General features: G+C 38.8%; 20 protein-coding genes. 19 read left to right on the top strand and 1 reads right to left on the bottom strand.

Going from position 1 to position 18468, the window contains the following annotated elements; all coding sequences use genetic code 11:
* The first annotated feature begins 122 nt into the window (after nucleotides 1–122).
* The 19 genes from BMW39_RS13065 (at nucleotide 123) to BMW39_RS19510 (ending at nucleotide 16869) form a co-directional block, all read left to right on the top strand.
* Nucleotides 123–686, top strand: a complete 564-nt coding sequence (locus tag BMW39_RS13065; protein ID WP_034741478.1) for a YeeE/YedE family protein — start codon at nucleotides 123–125, stop codon at nucleotides 684–686.
* A gap of 11 nt (nucleotides 687–697) precedes the next feature.
* Nucleotides 698–1180 (top strand): DUF6691 family protein, encoded by a 483-nt coding sequence (locus BMW39_RS13060; protein ID WP_034741476.1) that lies wholly within the window; start codon nucleotides 698–700, stop codon nucleotides 1178–1180.
* Nucleotides 1181–1398: 218 nt separating this feature from the next.
* Entirely contained in the window at nucleotides 1399–2598 is a 1200-nt protein-coding gene (locus tag BMW39_RS13055) for an NAD(P)/FAD-dependent oxidoreductase (RefSeq protein WP_034741473.1), read from the top strand.
* Between the two features lie 124 nt (nucleotides 2599–2722).
* On the top strand, nucleotides 2723–3919 hold the full coding sequence (locus BMW39_RS13050) for a hypothetical protein (RefSeq protein ID WP_040995549.1): 1197 nt from the start codon (nucleotides 2723–2725) through the stop codon (nucleotides 3917–3919).
* 99 nt (nucleotides 3920–4018) lie between these two features.
* The gene (locus tag BMW39_RS13045; protein WP_034976041.1) at nucleotides 4019–5410 is read left to right on the top strand and encodes an MBL fold metallo-hydrolase; all 1392 of its coding nucleotides are present in this window, start codon (nucleotides 4019–4021) and stop codon (nucleotides 5408–5410) included.
* A gap of 1 nt (nucleotide 5411) precedes the next feature.
* On the top strand, nucleotides 5412–5726 hold the full coding sequence (locus BMW39_RS13040; RefSeq protein WP_034741465.1) for a rhodanese-like domain-containing protein: 315 nt from the start codon (nucleotides 5412–5414) through the stop codon (nucleotides 5724–5726).
* The gene (locus BMW39_RS13035) at nucleotides 5726–6337 is read left to right on the top strand and encodes a class I SAM-dependent methyltransferase (protein WP_034741462.1); all 612 of its coding nucleotides are present in this window, start codon (nucleotides 5726–5728) and stop codon (nucleotides 6335–6337) included. The genes BMW39_RS13040 and BMW39_RS13035 overlap by 1 nt, the downstream gene beginning before the upstream one ends.
* Nucleotides 6338–6345: 8 nt before the next feature.
* Entirely contained in the window at nucleotides 6346–6579 is a 234-nt protein-coding gene (locus tag BMW39_RS13030; protein WP_034741459.1) for a hypothetical protein, read from the top strand.
* Nucleotides 6580–6589: 10 nt separating this feature from the next.
* A complete protein-coding gene (gene trxA / locus BMW39_RS13025; RefSeq protein WP_034976039.1) occupies nucleotides 6590–6886 on the top strand; it encodes a thioredoxin in 297 nt (98 codons plus the stop codon).
* A 1-nt stretch (nucleotide 6887) separates the two neighbouring features.
* Complete coding sequence (locus tag BMW39_RS13020; protein ID WP_034741451.1) at nucleotides 6888–7592, top strand: thioredoxin domain-containing protein; 705 nt, start codon at nucleotides 6888–6890, stop codon at nucleotides 7590–7592.
* A 115-nt stretch (nucleotides 7593–7707) separates the two neighbouring features.
* Nucleotides 7708–8058, top strand: a complete 351-nt coding sequence (locus tag BMW39_RS13015; protein WP_165569346.1) for a hypothetical protein — start codon at nucleotides 7708–7710, stop codon at nucleotides 8056–8058.
* Nucleotides 8059–8162: 104 nt separating this feature from the next.
* Nucleotides 8163–9530 (top strand): TolC family protein, encoded by a 1368-nt coding sequence (locus tag BMW39_RS13010; protein ID WP_034976037.1) that lies wholly within the window; start codon nucleotides 8163–8165, stop codon nucleotides 9528–9530.
* A 9-nt stretch (nucleotides 9531–9539) separates the two neighbouring features.
* Entirely contained in the window at nucleotides 9540–12698 is a 3159-nt protein-coding gene (locus BMW39_RS13005; protein WP_034976035.1) for an efflux RND transporter permease subunit, read from the top strand.
* A gap of 14 nt (nucleotides 12699–12712) precedes the next feature.
* A complete protein-coding gene (locus BMW39_RS13000) occupies nucleotides 12713–13819 on the top strand; it encodes an efflux RND transporter periplasmic adaptor subunit (RefSeq protein ID WP_042279168.1) in 1107 nt (368 codons plus the stop codon).
* Nucleotides 13819–14361, top strand: coding sequence for a TlpA family protein disulfide reductase (locus BMW39_RS12995; protein ID WP_034741440.1), 543 nt, complete (start codon nucleotides 13819–13821; stop codon nucleotides 14359–14361). The genes BMW39_RS13000 and BMW39_RS12995 overlap by 1 nt, the downstream gene beginning before the upstream one ends.
* Before the next feature lie 18 nt (nucleotides 14362–14379).
* Nucleotides 14380–14985, top strand: a complete 606-nt coding sequence (locus BMW39_RS12990) for a TlpA family protein disulfide reductase (protein WP_034976033.1) — start codon at nucleotides 14380–14382, stop codon at nucleotides 14983–14985.
* Nucleotides 14985–15434, top strand: coding sequence for a DsrE family protein (locus BMW39_RS12985; protein WP_034741435.1), 450 nt, complete (start codon nucleotides 14985–14987; stop codon nucleotides 15432–15434). The genes BMW39_RS12990 and BMW39_RS12985 overlap by 1 nt, the downstream gene beginning before the upstream one ends.
* 11 nt (nucleotides 15435–15445) lie before the next feature.
* Complete coding sequence (locus tag BMW39_RS19515; protein ID WP_228412861.1) at nucleotides 15446–16195, top strand: metallophosphoesterase; 750 nt, start codon at nucleotides 15446–15448, stop codon at nucleotides 16193–16195.
* Nucleotides 16192–16869: a 5'-nucleotidase C-terminal domain-containing protein gene (locus tag BMW39_RS19510; protein ID WP_228412860.1), complete on the top strand. Its 678-nt coding sequence runs from the start codon at nucleotides 16192–16194 to the stop codon at nucleotides 16867–16869. The genes BMW39_RS19515 and BMW39_RS19510 overlap by 4 nt, the downstream gene beginning before the upstream one ends.
* A gap of 426 nt (nucleotides 16870–17295) precedes the next feature.
* Here BMW39_RS19510 and BMW39_RS12975 read toward each other — a convergent pair whose 3' ends face one another.
* Nucleotides 17296–18435, bottom strand: a complete 1140-nt coding sequence (locus BMW39_RS12975; RefSeq protein WP_034976031.1) for a hypothetical protein — start codon at nucleotides 18433–18435, stop codon at nucleotides 17296–17298.
* Nucleotides 18436–18468: the final 33 nt, after the last annotated feature.

The following is an 18468-nucleotide window of genomic DNA, read 5'->3' as shown; positions in this document are numbered from 1 at the left end:
ATTCAGTTATTTTTATTCGAAAAATCTATTTTGTATTTTAGAAAAGAGAAATAAACTGCTCTGTAACAAAAGTAACCGTATATGTAATCTTAAACATATATTTTTGAAATAAATTAATTAAAATGATAGAAGTTATAAAACAACCCTGGCCGTGGTATATTGCGGGTCCGTTAATAGGGCTTACAGTTCCGGCTTTGCTGATACTGGGTAACAAATCTTTTGGAATCAGTTCATCTTTAAGGCATATTTGCGCAGCGTGTATTCCAGCCAACATTATTTTTTTCAAATACGACTGGAAAAAAGAACTCTGGAATTTGTTTTTCGTTTTTGGGATTTTGCTCGGTGGAGTTGTCGCATCTCAATTCCTTATGAATCCTGGAGAATTATCGATTAATCCGAATCTGAAAGCCGAACTTGCAACCTACGGAATTACCGATTACAGCAATCTCGTTCCTGCTCAATTGATGAATTTTGCGAGTCTTTTAACGATAAAAGGTTTCATTACTATGGTTGTCGGTGGATTTTTGGTAGGTTTCGGAACCCGTTATGCAGGTGGTTGTACCAGTGGACACGCCATTATGGGATTGGCAAATTTGCAGTTACCATCACTTATTGCCACAATATGCTTTATGGCAGGAGGTTTTCTAATGGCGAACGTGATTTTGCCGATAATTCTTTCACTTTAATTTAAAAAAATATGGCAACAGAAAAAGATATACGTCATCAGGACAGCGTTTGCACCAACGAAAGTCATCTTACTCACAAATGGTATTACAATCTTAAATACCTTTTGGTAGGAATTGTATTTGGGATTGTATTTGTAAAAGCAGAAATCATCAGCTGGTTCAGGATTCAGGAGATGTTCCGTTTGCAGTCGTTTTTTATGTACGGCGTAATCGGTAGTGCAGTTCTTACAGGAATGATTTCAGTGTTTATTATTAAGAAATTCAACATCAAAACAATTTACGGGGAAAGGATTTCAATTACACCGAAGAAATTTAACAAAGGACAAATCTATGGCGGGCTGATTTTTGGATTTGGCTGGGCAATGACGGGTGCCTGTCCGGGACCTCTTTTCGCACAGATTGGAACAGGTGCATTGGCTGTTGGAGTTACTTTGCTGAGTGCCATTTTTGGAACTTGGGTCTATGGATATTTGAGGGATAAATTGCCCCACTAATATATTTTCAGTAAAAATCTAATCGTAAGAGACTGATTCAATTTTGAATCAGTCTCTTTTTTACAATATTATTTGATGACTGTTGTTAATATTGAGGTATTTTGAGTTTATTTTTAAATTATTTTATATTTTATGCTTAGTTTTTAGCTTATGTAACAAATGTTACTTACTGTTTTTATCAGATTATTTAGCTTTACAAATCATCAAAAAGTCTGGCTATGGAAAATCATTTTCAAATCATCATTATCGGAGCAGGAACAGGAGGAATTATGACTGCTGCTTCTCTCATAAATACCAATGAATCCCTCAATGTTCTCATCATAGACCCTTCCGAGAAACATTATTACCAACCAGCGTGGACTCTCGTAGGAGCTGGAACTTACGATTTTAAAGACACAGCAAGACAGACAAAAGATTTAATTCCCAATGGTGTAACCTGGCTTAAAAACAAGGTTACAGAAATTCATCCCGAACAAAACAAGATTTCTGCAGATAATGGCACGAGTTATTCTTACGAATATCTCGTGGTTGCACCTGGGCTGGTGAATAATCTTTCTCTGGTAGAAGGTTTAGAAGAGGCGGTGAAAACGGGTATTGTTTGCAGTAACTATATAGATCCCGAGTTTACGTGGAAATCTCTTCAGAGCTTTAAAGGAGGAAATGCGCTGTTCACTTTGCCTACAACGCCCATCAAATGTGGAGGCGCGCCGCAAAAGATAATGTATCTTGCCGCAGATTATTTTAGGAGAAAAGGTATTTCAGATAAGGTAAAAATTACTTTTGCGCTTCCCGGTGGTGTTATTTTTGGCGTAAAAGAAGTCGCTGAAACGTTGATGAAAGTCATTTACCGTTACCATATCGATTTAAAAACACTGCACGGACTTTTTAAGATTGACCCGGTGAATAAAATTGCCTATTTCAAAAACGAAGATCGTATTGTTGAGATTCCGTTTAATTTTCTTCATCTTGCGCCGCCACAGGAAGCTCCACGTTTTATTAAAAATTCAGTTTTAGCTAATGAGGCAGGCTGGCTTGATGTTGATATTAACAGTCTTCAGCACAATAAATTTCAAAATATTTTCGGAGTAGGAGATGTAGCCGGACTTCCAACTGCAAAAACTGGTGCTGCAATTCGAAAACAAGTTCCTGTAGTGGTTTCTAATCTCATCAATATGATTTTAGGTGCAAAACCAGATAACAAATCTTATAATGGATATTCTTCGTGCCCGCTTGTAACAGGTTACGGAAAAATGGTTTTGGCAGAATTTAACTATAAAAATGAGTTCACACCAGACCCGAATCTCAAAAAGATGCTCATTTCAGACAGTTCAAAAGAGCATTGGAGACTTTGGATTCTCAAGAAATATATTCTCCCGTATCTCTATTGGAACAAAATGCTGAAAGGAAAAGAAGTTTGAAATGTATACCAAAAAAGTTACGTCAATAATTTTGGTGTTTGCTTTTTCAATGGTTAAAACGCAATCTGTTAATTTAGATAATCGTGATAAAGTCATCATCTCAGGAAATCTACGAAACTTTTTGATGTCAACAGACAATCTTACAGGTACCGATTATTGGGCAGATGCTTTAGCAGGAAATTTAAAGGTTGAATACAAACCCGTAAAACGTATTTCCATTGGAGTTTCTGCTTCGTATCTTTCTAAAGTTGCATCATCAGATTTGGAAGAAAAGGATTTGAAATCCGGAAAATCTTCCAAGTGGGAACGGGAACTTTTTGACTTATCTTCTCCTCAGAATCTTTATGCCGTTTCAAGGCTTAATCAGTTGTATTTACAATACGAGAAAGGGAAATCAAAATTTACGATAGGAAAAATTCCGATTAAATATTCTCCGCTTATCAATCCAAGTGACGGCAGAATGTTACCTATAGAATATGGCGGATTGAGCTGGAATTTTACTTCCGGTAAATCACAGGTTGATGTAGCATTGCTGAATTCTGTTTCAATGCGTTCAAATTCAGAATGGTCAAAAATGAAAGACGCAATCGGAGTATTGGATAACGGATTTCAACCAGACAGCTCAAAAGCAGATTATCTCAGTGAAAATAACAGCACAGGTGTTGCCATCTTTCACTACGGAAGAAAATTTCGAATTGCAGATATTAATTTTTACAACATACATTTAGATAAAACACTCAATACATCTTGGTTTCAGCTGGGTTTAAATTTTCCTAAATGGGATTTTGGGTTGATTTACAGTTATCAGATTCCGGATTCTTACCAAAGTCGATTAAAATATTACGAAAGATATGTCCAGCCAGATGAAAACGGTCAGGTTGCAAGTTTTTTGTTTCGATATAAGATCAAAAATTTCGCTTTGGAGTTTGCTTATTCTAAAGCATTTGATACCGGCAGATTTTTATTTCCGAAAGAATTGGGAAGAGATCAGTTTTTCACATCGCTTCCGAGAAGCAGATTGGAAGGTTTTGGAAATGTTGATATTATAAAAGTTTCGGTCTTATTTCATCATGGAAAATGGTCGGCTCACTCAGATTTTAGCATCAGCAACGGAGTTTCCGAAAATGATTTTAAAAATAATAAGTACAATACAGATGATTTTTTGCAATGGAATAGCTTTGTCGCTTACAAAGTCAGTCATAAACTGGAAGTTGATTTGCTTTACATTTTTAAAAGAAATCTGCAAAGCTCAAACCCAATTGCAGTCTATCAAAAGACCAATTATAATCAGTTAAATTTAATTACGAATTATTGGTTTTGAAAAATTTAACTTATGTAACAAAAGTAGCGGTATAACACTTTGTAAACCCCGAAATTTGTACTATAATATTAAAAAAGTATAACCCTAAAAAATTACATTATGTTTTTTCAGCATATTTATGATAAGAGCCTTGCGCAGGCTAGCTATTTAATAGGATGTCAGGCAAAAGGTGAAGCCATTGTTATCGATGCCAAAAGAGATATCGATACCTATCTTCAGATTGCCAAAGAAAATAATCTCACGATTACACATATTACAGAAACTCATATTCACGCCGATTTTTTGTCGGGTTCTAGAGAACTTGCGGAAGTGACGGGTGCAAAAATGTATCTTTCGGATGAAGGTGGTGAAGATTGGCAATATCAGTTTCCACATACCGGATTAACGAATGGAGATATCATTAAAGTTGGAAATTTAACTTTAAAAGTCATTCACACGCCGGGACATACGCCGGAAAGCATCAGCTTTTTATTGACCGATCATCCTGCAACGGACGAACCGGTGATGATTTTTACAGGAGATTTTGTTTTTGTGGGAGATATAGGAAGACCAGATTTATTGGAGAAGGCGGCCGGAATTACAGGAACTCAGGAAAAAGGAGCGAAAGAAATGTTTCATTCTGTTCAGGATTTTAGCAGATTGCGGGAGTTTATCCAAGTTTGGCCGGGACACGGTGCAGGTTCGGCTTGCGGAAAAGCTTTGGGTGCAGTTCCGAGTTCAACGGTAGGTTATGAAAAAATCAGAAACTGGGCTTTTCAATATGAAGAAGATGAGGAAGGTTTTGTAGAATATCTGCTGGAAGGACAGCCGGAACCTCCAAAATATTTTGCAATGATGAAAAAACTCAACAAAGTGGAAAGACCTTTATTAAAAGAAGTTCCAAAACATCCGAAACTTTCCAAAGAAGAATTTTTGAAAGCTTATCAAAATGGAGTTAAAATTATAGACACGAGAAATAAAGTAGATTTTGCCCAAGGTTTTATACCAAACAGCATCAATATTCAGGGTAATAATTCATTTTCCACGTGGATGGGATGGATTGTCAATTATTCCGAGCCGTTTATTTTGGTTGCTCAGGAAGAACAAATGGAAGATCTTACCAGAAAACTGATGAGAATCGGGATGGATCAAATGATGGGCTATATTGATGACGTGAAAAATTTAGACTTAGAATTACAGACTGCCGATATTATTGATATTGAGGAATTCAAATCTTATCTGAACAGAGATAATATTCAGGTGGTTGATGTAAGAAATAAAACCGAATATGACGCAGGACGTATTGAGAATGCTGAGAATGTCTTTGTGGGAACTTTGGAGGATAATCTGGATAAAATTTCCCATGAAAAACCAATTGTAATTCATTGTCAAAGTGGCGACAGAGCAGCAATTGCCTATTCTCTACTGAAGAAAAACGGTTTTGAGAACGTCAAAAATTTCTCTGGCGGAATGAAAGAATGGACAGAAAAAGCAAACCCTGTAAAAAATTAAGATGGATTTATTATCAATGTTATTCGGAAAAAAAGACAATGCTGCGCTGGAAACTGCGTTGGGAGAAGGTGCTTTTTTGGTAGATGTAAGAACGCCCGTAGAATTTGCTTCGGGAAGTGCTGAAGGGGCTGTTAATATACCTTTGGATGTCGTCAAAGACCAGATTTCCAAGTTCAGGAATAAGAAAAACATCATTGTTTTCTGTAGAAGTGGAAACCGTAGCGCAATGGCAAAAGGAACATTGGAACGAAACGGAATCACGAATGTTCTCAACGGTGGCAGTGTACAGAATATGATAAAACTAACGGAACAATAATGAAAGATTTTTGGGACGAAAGATACCGCCAGTCAGATTTTGTGTACGGAGATCAACCAAATATCTATTTTGCCGAAAAATTGGCTGAACTCACTCCCGGAAAAGCTCTTTTTCCTGCTGAAGGAGAGGGTAGGAATGCTGTTTATGCGGCAATTCAGGGTTTTGAAGTTGAGGCTTTTGACCAAAGTGAAGAAGGCAAAAAGAAAGCGATGCAGCTTGCTGAAATAAACTCGGTGAAAATAAATTACACAACGGTTTCGGCAGATACAATAGGTTATAAAAAAGAAAGTTTTGACCTTTTAGTAATGGTTTTTGCCCATTTTCCTGAAATATTGAGGCGGGATTTGCACAGATGGTTTTCATCGCTTGTGAAGAAAGGTGGGGGAATTATTCTGGAAGGTTTCAGTAAAGAGCATTCTAAATTTCAAGACGAAAATCCAAATGCAGGCGGACCAAAACATTGGGAAATGCTTTATGATTTAGAAGAACTGAAAACTGATTTTTCCGATTTCGATTTTCAGGAAGCATATATTTCCGAAACCATACTGAGTGAAGGCGCTTATCACAAAGGAAAAGCTTCGGTTGTACGCTTTTTTGGTACAAAAAGATAAAGAAAAGTATGGATAATTTATTTAAAAACTGGAACTTTGTAAGGTTGCTTCGTCTGGCAATGGGAATTTTCCTTGTTGTAGAAGCCACACAATCTGGAATGTGGATTTTGGTGGCTGTCGGAATGGTTTTTGTTGTAATGCCACTATTCAATATCGGCTGTTGTGCTGCGGGAAACTGTTCTGTCCCAACAAGAAATTCAAAAAAAAATGGGGATAAGGTTGAATATGAAGAAATCAAATAAAATCTGAAAAATGAATAAATTTCAGGAACTAATCAGTCAGGAGAAACCCGTATTGGTAGATTTCTTTGCAGAATGGTGCGGTCCATGCAAAATGCAGGCGCCTATTCTTCAGGATCTCAAAAAGAATATTGGTGATGTAGCAAGCATTGTTAAAATTGACATCGACAAAAACCAGGCGGTTGCCTCGCAATTCGGAATCCGAAGTGTTCCTACTTTGATGATCTTGAAAAATGGAGAAGTAAAATGGAAACAATCCGGTGTTTTTCAGGCGGATGAACTGGAAAGATTAATCAAGCAAAACCTTTAAAATGTATAAAAACCTAATCGTTGTATTTTTTCTCATCGCAATTACAGGATGCGGAAAAGCTCAGAGTAACAAAAGCGAGAGCAGTCTTCCTGCCAAAGAATTTTCTAAAAAATTGGACCAGACCAAAGATGCACAATTGGTTGATGTAAGAACACCTGGAGAATTTCGTAACGGTCATCTTAAAAGTGCAATGAACATCGACTGGAATGCAGATGACTTCACAGAGAAAGCAAAAGCGCTCGATAAGGATAAACCTGTATTTGTGTATTGTATGAGCGGACCCAGAAGTACGGCCGCCGCTGCAAAACTTCAGGAAATCGGTTTTAAAAATGTATATGAAATGCAGGGAGGAATGATGAAGTGGAGGAACGCTGAGCTTCCGGAGATCAAAGCATCAACTGCTACAGGAATTAGTCTTGCCCAGTATAAGGAAATGTTGAAAAGCAATACTCCCGTTCTGGTGGATTTTTATGCAGAATGGTGCGCTCCCTGCAAAAAGATGGAGCCTTACCTTAAAAAGATGGCTGCTGAAATGCCGGATAAGGTGAAAATTTTAAGAATAGATGCAGATGCAAATACAGAACTCTGCAAAGAACTGAATGTTTCTGCACTACCGGTCCTGAAGCTGTATAAAAACGATAAATTAGTCTGGGATAATTTAGGTTTTGCAACAGAGCAGGAAGTGAAAAACAAGATTGCACAATAATGTATTTCATATAAATTCTGTTAATGTTTTTGACCTTAGTAATTAAAAATTTATATTTGCAGGAATGACTTATCAGAAATTAAATACCAATCATATAATGAAAAGCGTTATTGCAATGTTTTTCATTATATGTATTTTAATTTCTTCCTGCGCTGTAAAATACGGTATCAAAAACCTACTCAGTCTGCAGCCTTCCGCTAAAAGTCATACCTCCGCACCAAAGGAGAAATTTACCACCAACACAACCACGGCCTCTGTCTGCAACTTTTGCAAGGAAAGAGAAATTACCGCTAAAAATGATACCCATTTTTCAGTGGCGGAATTTCAGGAGCTTGCTGCATTTACATTCATTCTATTTGCAGGGGCATTTCTGTTTATAAATCTTAGAGAACATCCATTTTACAGTACTTCCAAAATTGGAATTACGGTTCCCATCTTCATACAATACCGCAAACTTATCATTTGATTTAAAATTTAATTGGTCTCTTCTTGTAGAGACTCAAACGATTGATTTTAAATTTTTATTAATCCTTATCGGAATCATTTCGGTAACTGTTAATCTTTCATACAATGATAAGAAAAAGTCTTTCAGTCCTTATTTTTGGGCTGATTACTCAGAAGTCTGTCCTTTATGCCCAGCAAGAATCACTTTTGGGTAAAATATGGACAGAAACACAAAAAAACTATTCAGGGATCCGTGCAGCCGAGTCTGCAATAGAATCTTCAGAATATAACGAAGAGACAGTAAAATCCAAGGCATTACCACAGGTAAAGCTTCAATATCAAAATACCTACGGAACATTAGAGGGAAGCAGTGGTGGTTTTTTCCCACAGTCCGGTTTTTTTAATGTTTCCGGAAACAGGAATTCGGGCTCCTCTTTATCCTCAAACAATTTCGGCTCAGCCATTGCGGAGTACGAGATCTACAACTTCGGGCGTCAGAGATCCGAGGAAAGATCAGCAAATGAGTTCACACAAAAGCTCAGGACAGATAAAGAATCCTATTTGCTGAGGCTCAAAAAATTGCTATCACAACGTTATCTTGACTATGTCTTTAATGGCGCCAAGCTCAGATGGGCAGAGAGAAACTCGACGAGGCTCGAAGAAATCCACAGTTCAAGCAAAGCCCTTTCGCGTGCCGGTCTCAAACCGGAAGCAGATTCTGTACTTACCTATTCATCGTACGTTCAGGCATTGGCAATGCAAGATAATTGGTTTGGAAAGCAGCAGGCAGCCACAGAAAAACTTAAGGAATTTTACATTGATAATTTTAAAGTAGAGGATTACCAGGTCAGTCATTTTCTTGACCCTGAAATAAATTCTTTTAACAGTGAGAAGGTTAATCCATCACATCCTTTTTTAAAGTCCATCCATCAGGAGTCCGAATACTATCAGACCAAAGCGGAAACAGAGAGAAGATCATCACTTCCGTCGCTTAAGATCTTGGGAGGTTATGCTTACAGAGGTTCAGGATCCGATCCATATGGCAATGTCTCAGGGAAATTTACCGATGGTTTCTCCAATTCTGCCAACAATGCTCTTGTTGGACTTGGATTGACGTGGAATATCAGCAGTCTTCATACGAACAGGCAAAAAGCCAATATGCTGTCAAAAGAAGCGGAACGTCTGGGTTATCTCGAAAACCAGTATCAGCTATCAATGCAGACTGAGATTAAAGCCCTTGAAAGCAGGATTGTAGAACAGCAAAAACAACTTAAGAAAGAAAGTGCTTCTGTGAAAGGCGCATCAGATGCCTACGAAATGTATGTAGCAAGATACAAGAGTGGTCTTATTACCCTCACTGAACTGTTACAGATCCGTCAGATTCTTGAAAATGCAGAAAAAAGTCAGATCGATGCCGCAAAAGAATTCTGGGAGCAGGTCATAGCAAAGGCTGAACTCACCGGCGATTTTGATTATTTATTTACCCAACTTTAAAATTTTAGAATGAATTTAATACGTTTTGCGCTCAGAAAGCCCATTGCCGTCATGGTCGTTTTCCTGTCGGTCATTGTGCTTTCGCTTACAGCTATAAAAAAAATAAAAGTAGATATTTTCCCGGAGGTAGAGTTGCCGTCAATGTATATTGCGATGCCTTACGGAGGGCTTTCACCTCAATATATGGATGGTTTTATGTCCAATGAATTTCAAAAAGTTTTACTCTTTGTGAATGGTGTCAAGAATATTGATTTCAAAAGTGTTCAGGGACTGACCTTAATGAAACTGACCTTTTATCCAGGCACCGATATGGCGCAGGCTGCAGGTGAGGTTTCCACGCAGGTTTCACGGGCAATGGGATTTTTACCACCCGGTGCAGTACCGCCTATGGTTGTGCGGTTTGACGGTAATTCACTCCCGGTCGGTCAACTTGTCTTTGAAAGTGACAATCACTCTGTAACAGAGCTTCAGACAATGGTCCTAACCAAAATCCGGCCGATGTTTGTTGAGATTCCCGGTATTACGGCTCCGGCACCTTTTGGGGGTAACATCCGTTCGATCGTTGTAAATATTGACCCGGCTGCAATGCAGAGTAACGGACTAAGTCCGGAAGAAATTACTTTGGCGATCACAAAAAGCAGCCATCCTTCGCCAGCAGGAAATATCAGAATGGGCGAAACGAATTATATGGCACCGATCAATTCCATAGCCAAAGATCCTGCGGAGTTTCTTAAAATCCCGATAAAGACCCAAGACGGTAGAACTCTTTACGTGGGTGATGTAGCCAATGTTCAGGATGGAGCTGACCAGACATCTGGATATGCATTGGTCAATGGGAAACGCTCTGTGTATCTCCCGGTGATCAAAAAATCAGATGCTTCAACACTGACAGCAGTTGAAAATCTAAAAAAAGCAATGCCAAAACTGAGAGATCAGCTTCCGGATGATGCGAAGGTGAGTTATGAATTTGACCAGTCAAAATATATTGAACGTTCCCTTTCAAATCTAATTCATGAAGGACTTTTGGGTGCACTTTTTACAGGACTGGTCATTATTCTTTTCCTTGGTGACCTTCGAGGTGCACTGATCGTGGTCTTTACAATTCCCATAGCAATATTAACAGCCGTCTGTGTGCTCTATTTTGCAGGATATACTATTAATATAATGACCTTGAGTGGGTTAGCCCTATCCATCGGAATTTTGGTAGATGAAGCTACGGTCACGATCGAGAATATCCACCAGCATATGGAAATGAGGAAAACCAAACCCAAAGCCATTCTTGATGCAGTACTTGAAATTTCCATTCCGAAGGTGCTGATATTATTATGTATTCTGGCCGTTCTTACGCCTGCCTTCATTATGACGGGCATTCCAAAAGATATGTTTCTTCCGCTTTCTTTTGCAGTTGCATTCGCAATGATAGCTTCCTTTCTGGCATCCCAGACCTTCGTTCCGATCCTGGCTAACTGGATGATGAAGAATAAGCATATTGAGAAGCATTATGTTAAAAACAGGAGTTTTTTCTATCGATTCAGAACGGGCTACAGTCACAAAATGAGAAAATGGTCGGGAAGGACTTTGGTATTGTTTTCGGCCTATATCATTTTCTCGGGCCTTTTAATATTTTTAATGATGCGCTCATTGGGAACCGATATTATGCCTCTTTCCAACAGCGGTGATTTTCAGATGAGAATTGATGCGCCACAGGGAAGCCGTCTGGAGAAAACTGAAAAGCTGGTGAAGGATATTCTCAAAGATATTGAAGGTATTTTGCCGGAAAATGCGGTCAGCATCAGTTCGGCCTATGTCGGTTTACATCCGGCAGCAACGCCGATCAATCCCATATTTCTTTTCACCAACGGAACACACCAGTCTGTTTTGCAGGTTTCTGTAAATAAGGAGATCTTTTCAGGGTCTATGGAAGATCTGAAAGAAAAGATCCGCAAGAAGATTGCTGAAAAGCATCCTGAAGCACAAATCAATTTTGAACCGATGGAACTTACCGAAAAAATTATTGGACAGGGATCGATGACCCCGATAGAAATCAAGGTAGGATCTCCGAATCTGAAACTGGCGGCATCTCACGCAAAAAAAATAGAGGAAAAGCTGAAAAGCAACGATTTCCTGCGAGACGTCCGCATTGCAGAGCCACTTCAATATCCGACGTTACAGATCAACGTAGACCGAAATCTCGCTGCGCAGTTCGGACTGACGATGCAGGATGTGACACGCAGTCTTGTGACCGCTACCTCTTCAACCCGCTACACCGACAAGAACCTCTGGGTCGACCCAAAATCAGGACTTGTCTTTCAGACACAGGTCCAGATTCCAGAAAGTATAATGAACTCTGAAGAGATCCTGAAATCACTTCCACTGAAAAAAGACAGCCCGAGACCCGTTCTTGAAGATATCGCTACAGTTAAAAAAACGACCGCACCTGCACAGGTCAACCGAAAGGGACCTATGAGATATGTAACAATTATCGGAAATGTGTACGGAAAAGACCTGGGCTCTGCTTCCAAAGCGGTAAAAAATGCCATCAGTGAGACCGGAAAACCTCCAAAAAGTGTTTCTGTCTGGACAGAAGGCACACTGCAGCTACTGGATGATACACTCGACAGTCTTGCAATGGGACTTTTGGCGGCAGTACTAGCGATATTCCTAATGCTTTCTGCTTATTATCAGTCATTTAAAGTACCTTTTGTTGTTCTTTCCGTGATTCCTTCCGTGATCGTGGGAAGTCTTGTTTTGATTTTCATTACCGGCAGTACGCTCAACCTCCAGTCATATATGGGGATGATTATGTCCATCGGTGTTTCGGTTTCAAATGCCGTATTACTTATCAATCAGGCAGAGTACTACCGTAAACATTACCATATCAGTGCGCTTCATTCTGCGAGAATGGCAGCGGCGTCCAGACTCCGCCCTGTACTGATGACCGCTTTGGCGATGCTTGCCGGGATGATTCCTATGGCAATCGGTATCGGGGAAGGTTCTGAGCAGGTTGCTCCACTTGGTAGAGCTGTTATCGGTGGTATCATCGCATCCACTCTTACCATTCTGCTTTTGGTTCCGCATTTTTTTGCAGCAGTAATGTCCAATGCAGGACATTCAAATCCTTCCTTGGATCCGGAAGATGAGGAAAGTAAATTTTTCGTACAATCTTAAATAATTAAAAAATAATGAAAATCATCAATAAAATAAAATACATCTTCATTCCGGTCGTTCTTTTGGGAATGGCTTCCTGCTCGGGCGAAAAGGAAAGTAAAAATGAAACAAAAAAAACAGTTCAGCCTGCTCGGTCTTTCGTGACCACAGAAATCAAGCTGATAAATCCCACTTATCAGATTTCCGTTCCAGGCGAACTGAAACCTTATGAATCGGTGCAGATCTTTGCGAAGGTTGCCGGATTTATCAAGAAAATTTATGTTGACAGAGGTTCAGTTGTGACCAAAGGTCAGCTTCTTGCAGTTCTGGAAGCACCAGAAATGAATCAGGATTACCTATCCGATAAATCTTCACAGCAGAAAACATACACCGACTATCTTTATGCTAAACAGGCTTTTGAGCGATTGCAGGACGCGGCCAGTACAAAAGGAGCTGTTGCCGACATAGAACTGGATAGGGCTAAAAGCATTATGCAGAGTTCCAAAGCAACATACGAGGCATCAAAAGCGGGCACCGGTAGGTCTTCACAGATGAATCAGTACCTTAGGATCACGGCACCTTTCAGTGGTGTGATAATGGATAGGAATCTGTCGGTAGGAGCCTTGGTTGGTCCCAATTCAGGAATGGCTCTTTTCAGTATTGCTCAGAAAAATAAGCTGAGACTGACGGTATCTCTTCCTGAAAAACATGCATCAAGTGTCAATGAGGGGATAGTGGCGCAATTTACGGTCAACTCTATCCCGGGAAAAAATTTTGAAGCGCATCTTTCAAGGAATTCCGGTGTTATCAGTCAGGAAAACCGTTCGATGACCCTTGAGTTTGACGTTCCAAATCCGGGCACTGTCTTAAAAGGGGGGGAATATGCACAGGTCCAGCTCAATCTGAAAAGAAGTGCACCTACATTTTTTGTACCCACGAAAAGTATTCTGCAGACTCAATCCGGAACCTTTGTGATGACCTTCAATGATAATACGGTAAGCAGAGTTGCTGTGAAAGAAGGAATCACCTACGAAAAAATGACCGAGGTCTTTGGTGCACTATTCGGCCATGACAAAGTTCTAGTAAAACCTTCCGAAGAAATTGAGGAAGGAAAGATATCAACCCCAAAAAAAAATAAATAATGATAACGACCTTAAAATTTAAAACACCTATTTTCATTCTTATGATGACCCTGTTTTCTTTTTCTTTGAGTGCGATGCAATCAAGAGTTGAGAATCAGGATGGGCCCATCCCACAAAATAATGTAAATGATAATGAGGATATCATCTTAATCGATGAGAACGGAAAGAAAATTGCTTTGAGTGAACTGAAAGGGAAGGTGGTCTTTGTAAATTTCTGGGCCACATGGTGCAGGCCTTGTGTCGAAGAAATGCCGAGCATCAGAGACCTGAAAGACAAATTCAAGGGAAATGACAATATCGTTTTTGTCCTTCTCAATGTGGAAGCCAACCTGACAAAGTCTAAGAAATTTATGAAGGATAAAAACTACGATCTTCCGGTGTATGTAGCAGCAGACACTATTCCTTCGCAGTACTTTCAGGGAGCAATTCCGACGACTTTGATCTTTAATAAAAAAGGAGAACTCGAAGCACAGATGCAGGGAGGGCAAGATTTTGACCGACCTGAGATTTATGAAGCGCTGAAAAAGTTAACCGGACAATAATTTATTAAAATAAGAACAATGGAAAAATTTAAAATATGGCTTCGGAAGAACTGGAGTACGGCACTTTTGGTGTCAATATTCATCGTGTTGCTTGTGAGTCCCGATGCAAAAGCCTGGCTGATGCGCCAGATCATCTCTACCGGTCTTATGAACTCAAAGATTGAAGAAAAGGAAACAGAGCCGGCCGTTGAGTCGACTCCTTTGTCCAGTACTGAAAACTTCAGTGTCAGAAATGATAAAGGTGAGATCATCAATACTTCTGACCTCAAGGGAAAAGTGGTATTTATTAACTTCTGGGCGTCCTGGTGCCCGCCTTGCCGTGCGGAATTCCCTTCGATTCAGACATTCTACGTCCGATTTAAATCCAATAAAGATCTTGTTTTTCTTACAGTCAATCTGGATGAGCAGACCGCCTTGGGTAAGATGTATCTTGAAAAAGAACAATTCACTGTTCCGTTTTTAGTTGCAGAAGGTTCGATTCCAACTGCTTTTTTTAATGGTTCACTTCCTACGACCGTCGTTTTGGACAGATCAGGAAAAATTAGGATGCATCATGCGGGAATGGCAGACTACAGCAAAGAATCATTCTATCAAGAAATCAATCAACTTTTAAATGAAAAATAATGAAAAACTTAATTAAGATATTGACCTTCTCAGTTTTCCTGACAGGGTTTATGGGTTTTGCGCAAAAGGCAACAGTTTACGAACCTGCAAAATCTATTAATAAGGAGTACAAGGCTTTGTATGTGATCAATGAAGGTGATGACCAGAAAATCAGAGTCATTATCAGAAATATCAATAACGCGATGGAAGATCCCAGGCTGAAAGGCAAACTGAAGGTCGAACTGCTGGCCTTTGGGGGCGGAGTGGAAATGTTCAGAAAGAAAAACCCCTACGGGGAACTTCTTACAGGTCTGCAAGATAAGGGGGTAGTGATGGTACAGTGCGAAAATACCCTTCGTGAAAAAAAGATCGAAAAGTCCGAATTATTTGAGTTTGTAAATTACACCCCCAGCGGAAACGGGGAAATGATTTTGAGACAGGATGAAGGATGGGCAATAGTTAAACCCTAAAATTGGAAATTATGAAATTATCAATAGGATTCATCAACGATGTGCACGGCTATATGGAACCCCATCCAGAGCTGTTTTATGACTATCAGAAAGAATATGTTAAAAGTGCAGGAGGTTATGCCAGAATTCAGACCATCTTCAAAAAGATCAGGGCAGAAAATCCGAACGCATTGCTCTTTGACGGAGGGGATACGTTTCACGGAACAGTTCCGGTGGTACAGTCGAAAGGAGAGGTCTTGATTCCCATACTTAACCAACTTGGATTTGATGCAATGGTAGGACACTGGGACTTTGCCTATACACCAAGACATCTGTTAAAACTGGAAAGCCAGCTCAATTATCCCGTCTTGGGCTGCAATGTTTTTGATGAGCAGGGAAAACGATTTCTACTACCTTACAAAATATCTGAAATTGGAGGACTCAAAATTGGTATAATCGGGATCTGTTCCAATATTATCGATAAGACAATGCCGGAGAAGTTCAGTGAAGGCATAACGGTGACCGATGGAATTGAAGAGACGAATCAATGCGTCAGAGAATTAAGAGAGGATGCTGTGGACATTATTATTCTTTTGTCGCACAATGGTTATCCGCAAGATATCGAACTGCTCAAAAAAGTGGAAGGAATCGATATTTGTCTCAGTGCACACACCCATAACAGGATGTACGAAGCAGAAAAAGCAGGAAACTGCATTATCATCCAATGTGGCTGCCACGGATCATTTGTAGGAAATCTAAAGCTTGATGTCAAAATGGAATGATTACACATTTTGATTACAAGATCATTGAAACTGACGACAGTATTGATGAAGATGTAGAAGTTAAAGATCTGGTGGAAAAAAGTCTACAGTCTTTTGCTGAAATGAAAAGTACAGTATTGGGGACGACAGAACATATTTTGCACCGCTATTCCACGCTGTCTTCTACTATGGATGACTTTCTTCTGTCTGCCGTCAATTTTGCGACGGACGTTGAGATCTCCTTTTCCAACGGATGGCGCTATGGTGCACCTATAAATGTCGGAAATATTACCCTCTGGGACTTATACAAAATCGTGCCGATGAATCCGCCTATTTCCACCACAGAGCTTACTGGAAAAGAGATCTTTGAAATGTTAGAAGAAAATCTGGAGCGGACCTTTTCCGCAGAGCCGATGAAACAAATGGGAGGTTATGTTAAGCGTTGCAACGGATTGAGAATTTTGATGCGCATTGAAAATCCGCCGGGTTACAGAATTCAGGAAATCTATTTTCAGGGAAGACATTTACAAAAAGACAAGGTTTACAAAGTTGCTTTCCTCACCGAGCAGGATGTTCCAAAGAAATATGGGAAAAACCGCACAGAGACAGGATCTAATGCCATAACAGCAATGACATATTATCTTGAGAATAATTTTCACATTGAAAGATCTGAAGATTCTTTTCTTTTGGTCTGAAATAAAGGCAGAAGATCCGAAGATCCTCTGCCTTTTATTTTATGTGCTGGGCAATTACGATGATTGAATGTTGCTATAAGATCAGGCTGTTGATAAAGTTTTCCAGATTAGTAAATCCTGTTAGAGTGATGACTGATCCGTCTGCGGCATCATTCAAGTTCAGTCTGTTTTATTATTAATATAATCTAAAAATATTTGTAAAAATAAAGTAGGTTTTATATCGTAGGAAATCTGTGAGATATTAATCGTTCAAATTGAAATTTTCCACAATATTTTTTTAAGAGATAAACTACAACGAGTCTCTAGTAATAAACTTCCTATAAAAATCATTGAACTCAAAAATATTATATGTAAAAAATTCGTGTAAGTATTGCTCTACCCTTTCAATTTTTGTCATTGGCTTGTAAGTTTATTTATAGATTTAGATTACCAATCCATATTTGCTGAGTTATCAAATATTCCCTGCAAATGATCACAAAATTTTTCCATAATATCATTATCGTGCATTGCAGATTCATACATCCCATTGCTTGCATAAGGTAATATTGTGATCAAACCTTGCCCTTGGGTATATGTGAGTGCAGGTTTTAAATTGCTGCTATTCATATCAGAGATAAAAGATTCTATCAAACATATAACTTCATTATCTTTAAATTCCAGTGTGCCTTGAAAAGAAAACCTATTTTTAGTCTTATTAAAGTTCATCATTACTGGTACAGCACCGGCTCCGGAATGAAAGTGGAATGCATTGCCGTCTTTTCCAAATGCACCGTGAGCAACAAAGTTCCTTACCTGATTCCTTATCATCAGTAATTCAATATAATATTCCTTTAACATATCGTCAGATATGACAGTATTGAATTTAGTTTTCCATTCGGCATCGATTAATTTTGTGACTTCTTCCCCTGTTTTTATTTTTTGTGTAAGGATAGCAAGATGAATAAATAGATGTTCTGTCCAGCTAAAAAATGATTCAATAGTTGAAATTGCTAACCATTTTGTGCTTTGCCGTATCTTGTAGTAATTTTTGGAACCTAGAACAAAAGTGCCATCAATAGAAATCCTTTCTTTAGATAATTTTTCTAGTTTCTTATTTTCTGATTTATATAGATTTAGAAAATAGTTAAATCGTTCAAATAAATATCCATTATTATTTACAATATTTATTTCGGAACTCTTGATAGCCTCTGCTGCCAAGTGGTTAAAATATGGTCTTGAAGATTTTATCGCACCGTTAATTTTCTTAGTAATTATTTTCGCATCTTCTTCATCTTCCTTATTTTGAATAAAAACCCCAACTCCCATTTTCCTGTGTTCAATCAGAAATGCTTTACCATTAAAATCAATTGGAATAGACCAAGCCAGCTTTTCAGATCTTCCTGTGTCTTTGAAACCTAATAAATTTACAAATAGAAAATAAACTAAGTAGTAATCCTGTATCTCCCTTCCTGCATCACTTCTTTCAGCAAAAAATAATAGTTTTTCGTTTGCTTTTGTATTATCATCGACTTGCTTTATTGGAAATAATATTTTCAGGGCATTTTCTTTGTATTTTTCAATATTCATATTCTATTTTTATGCAGGTAGTTGGGTTTTCAT

Source organism: Epilithonimonas lactis (assembly GCF_900110605.1).
In the GTDB taxonomy this organism is placed as follows: domain Bacteria; phylum Bacteroidota; class Bacteroidia; order Flavobacteriales; family Weeksellaceae; genus Epilithonimonas; species Epilithonimonas lactis.
The sequence above is the reverse complement of the archived record's forward strand: the minus strand, read 5'-3'. Positions and strand labels throughout refer to the sequence as shown.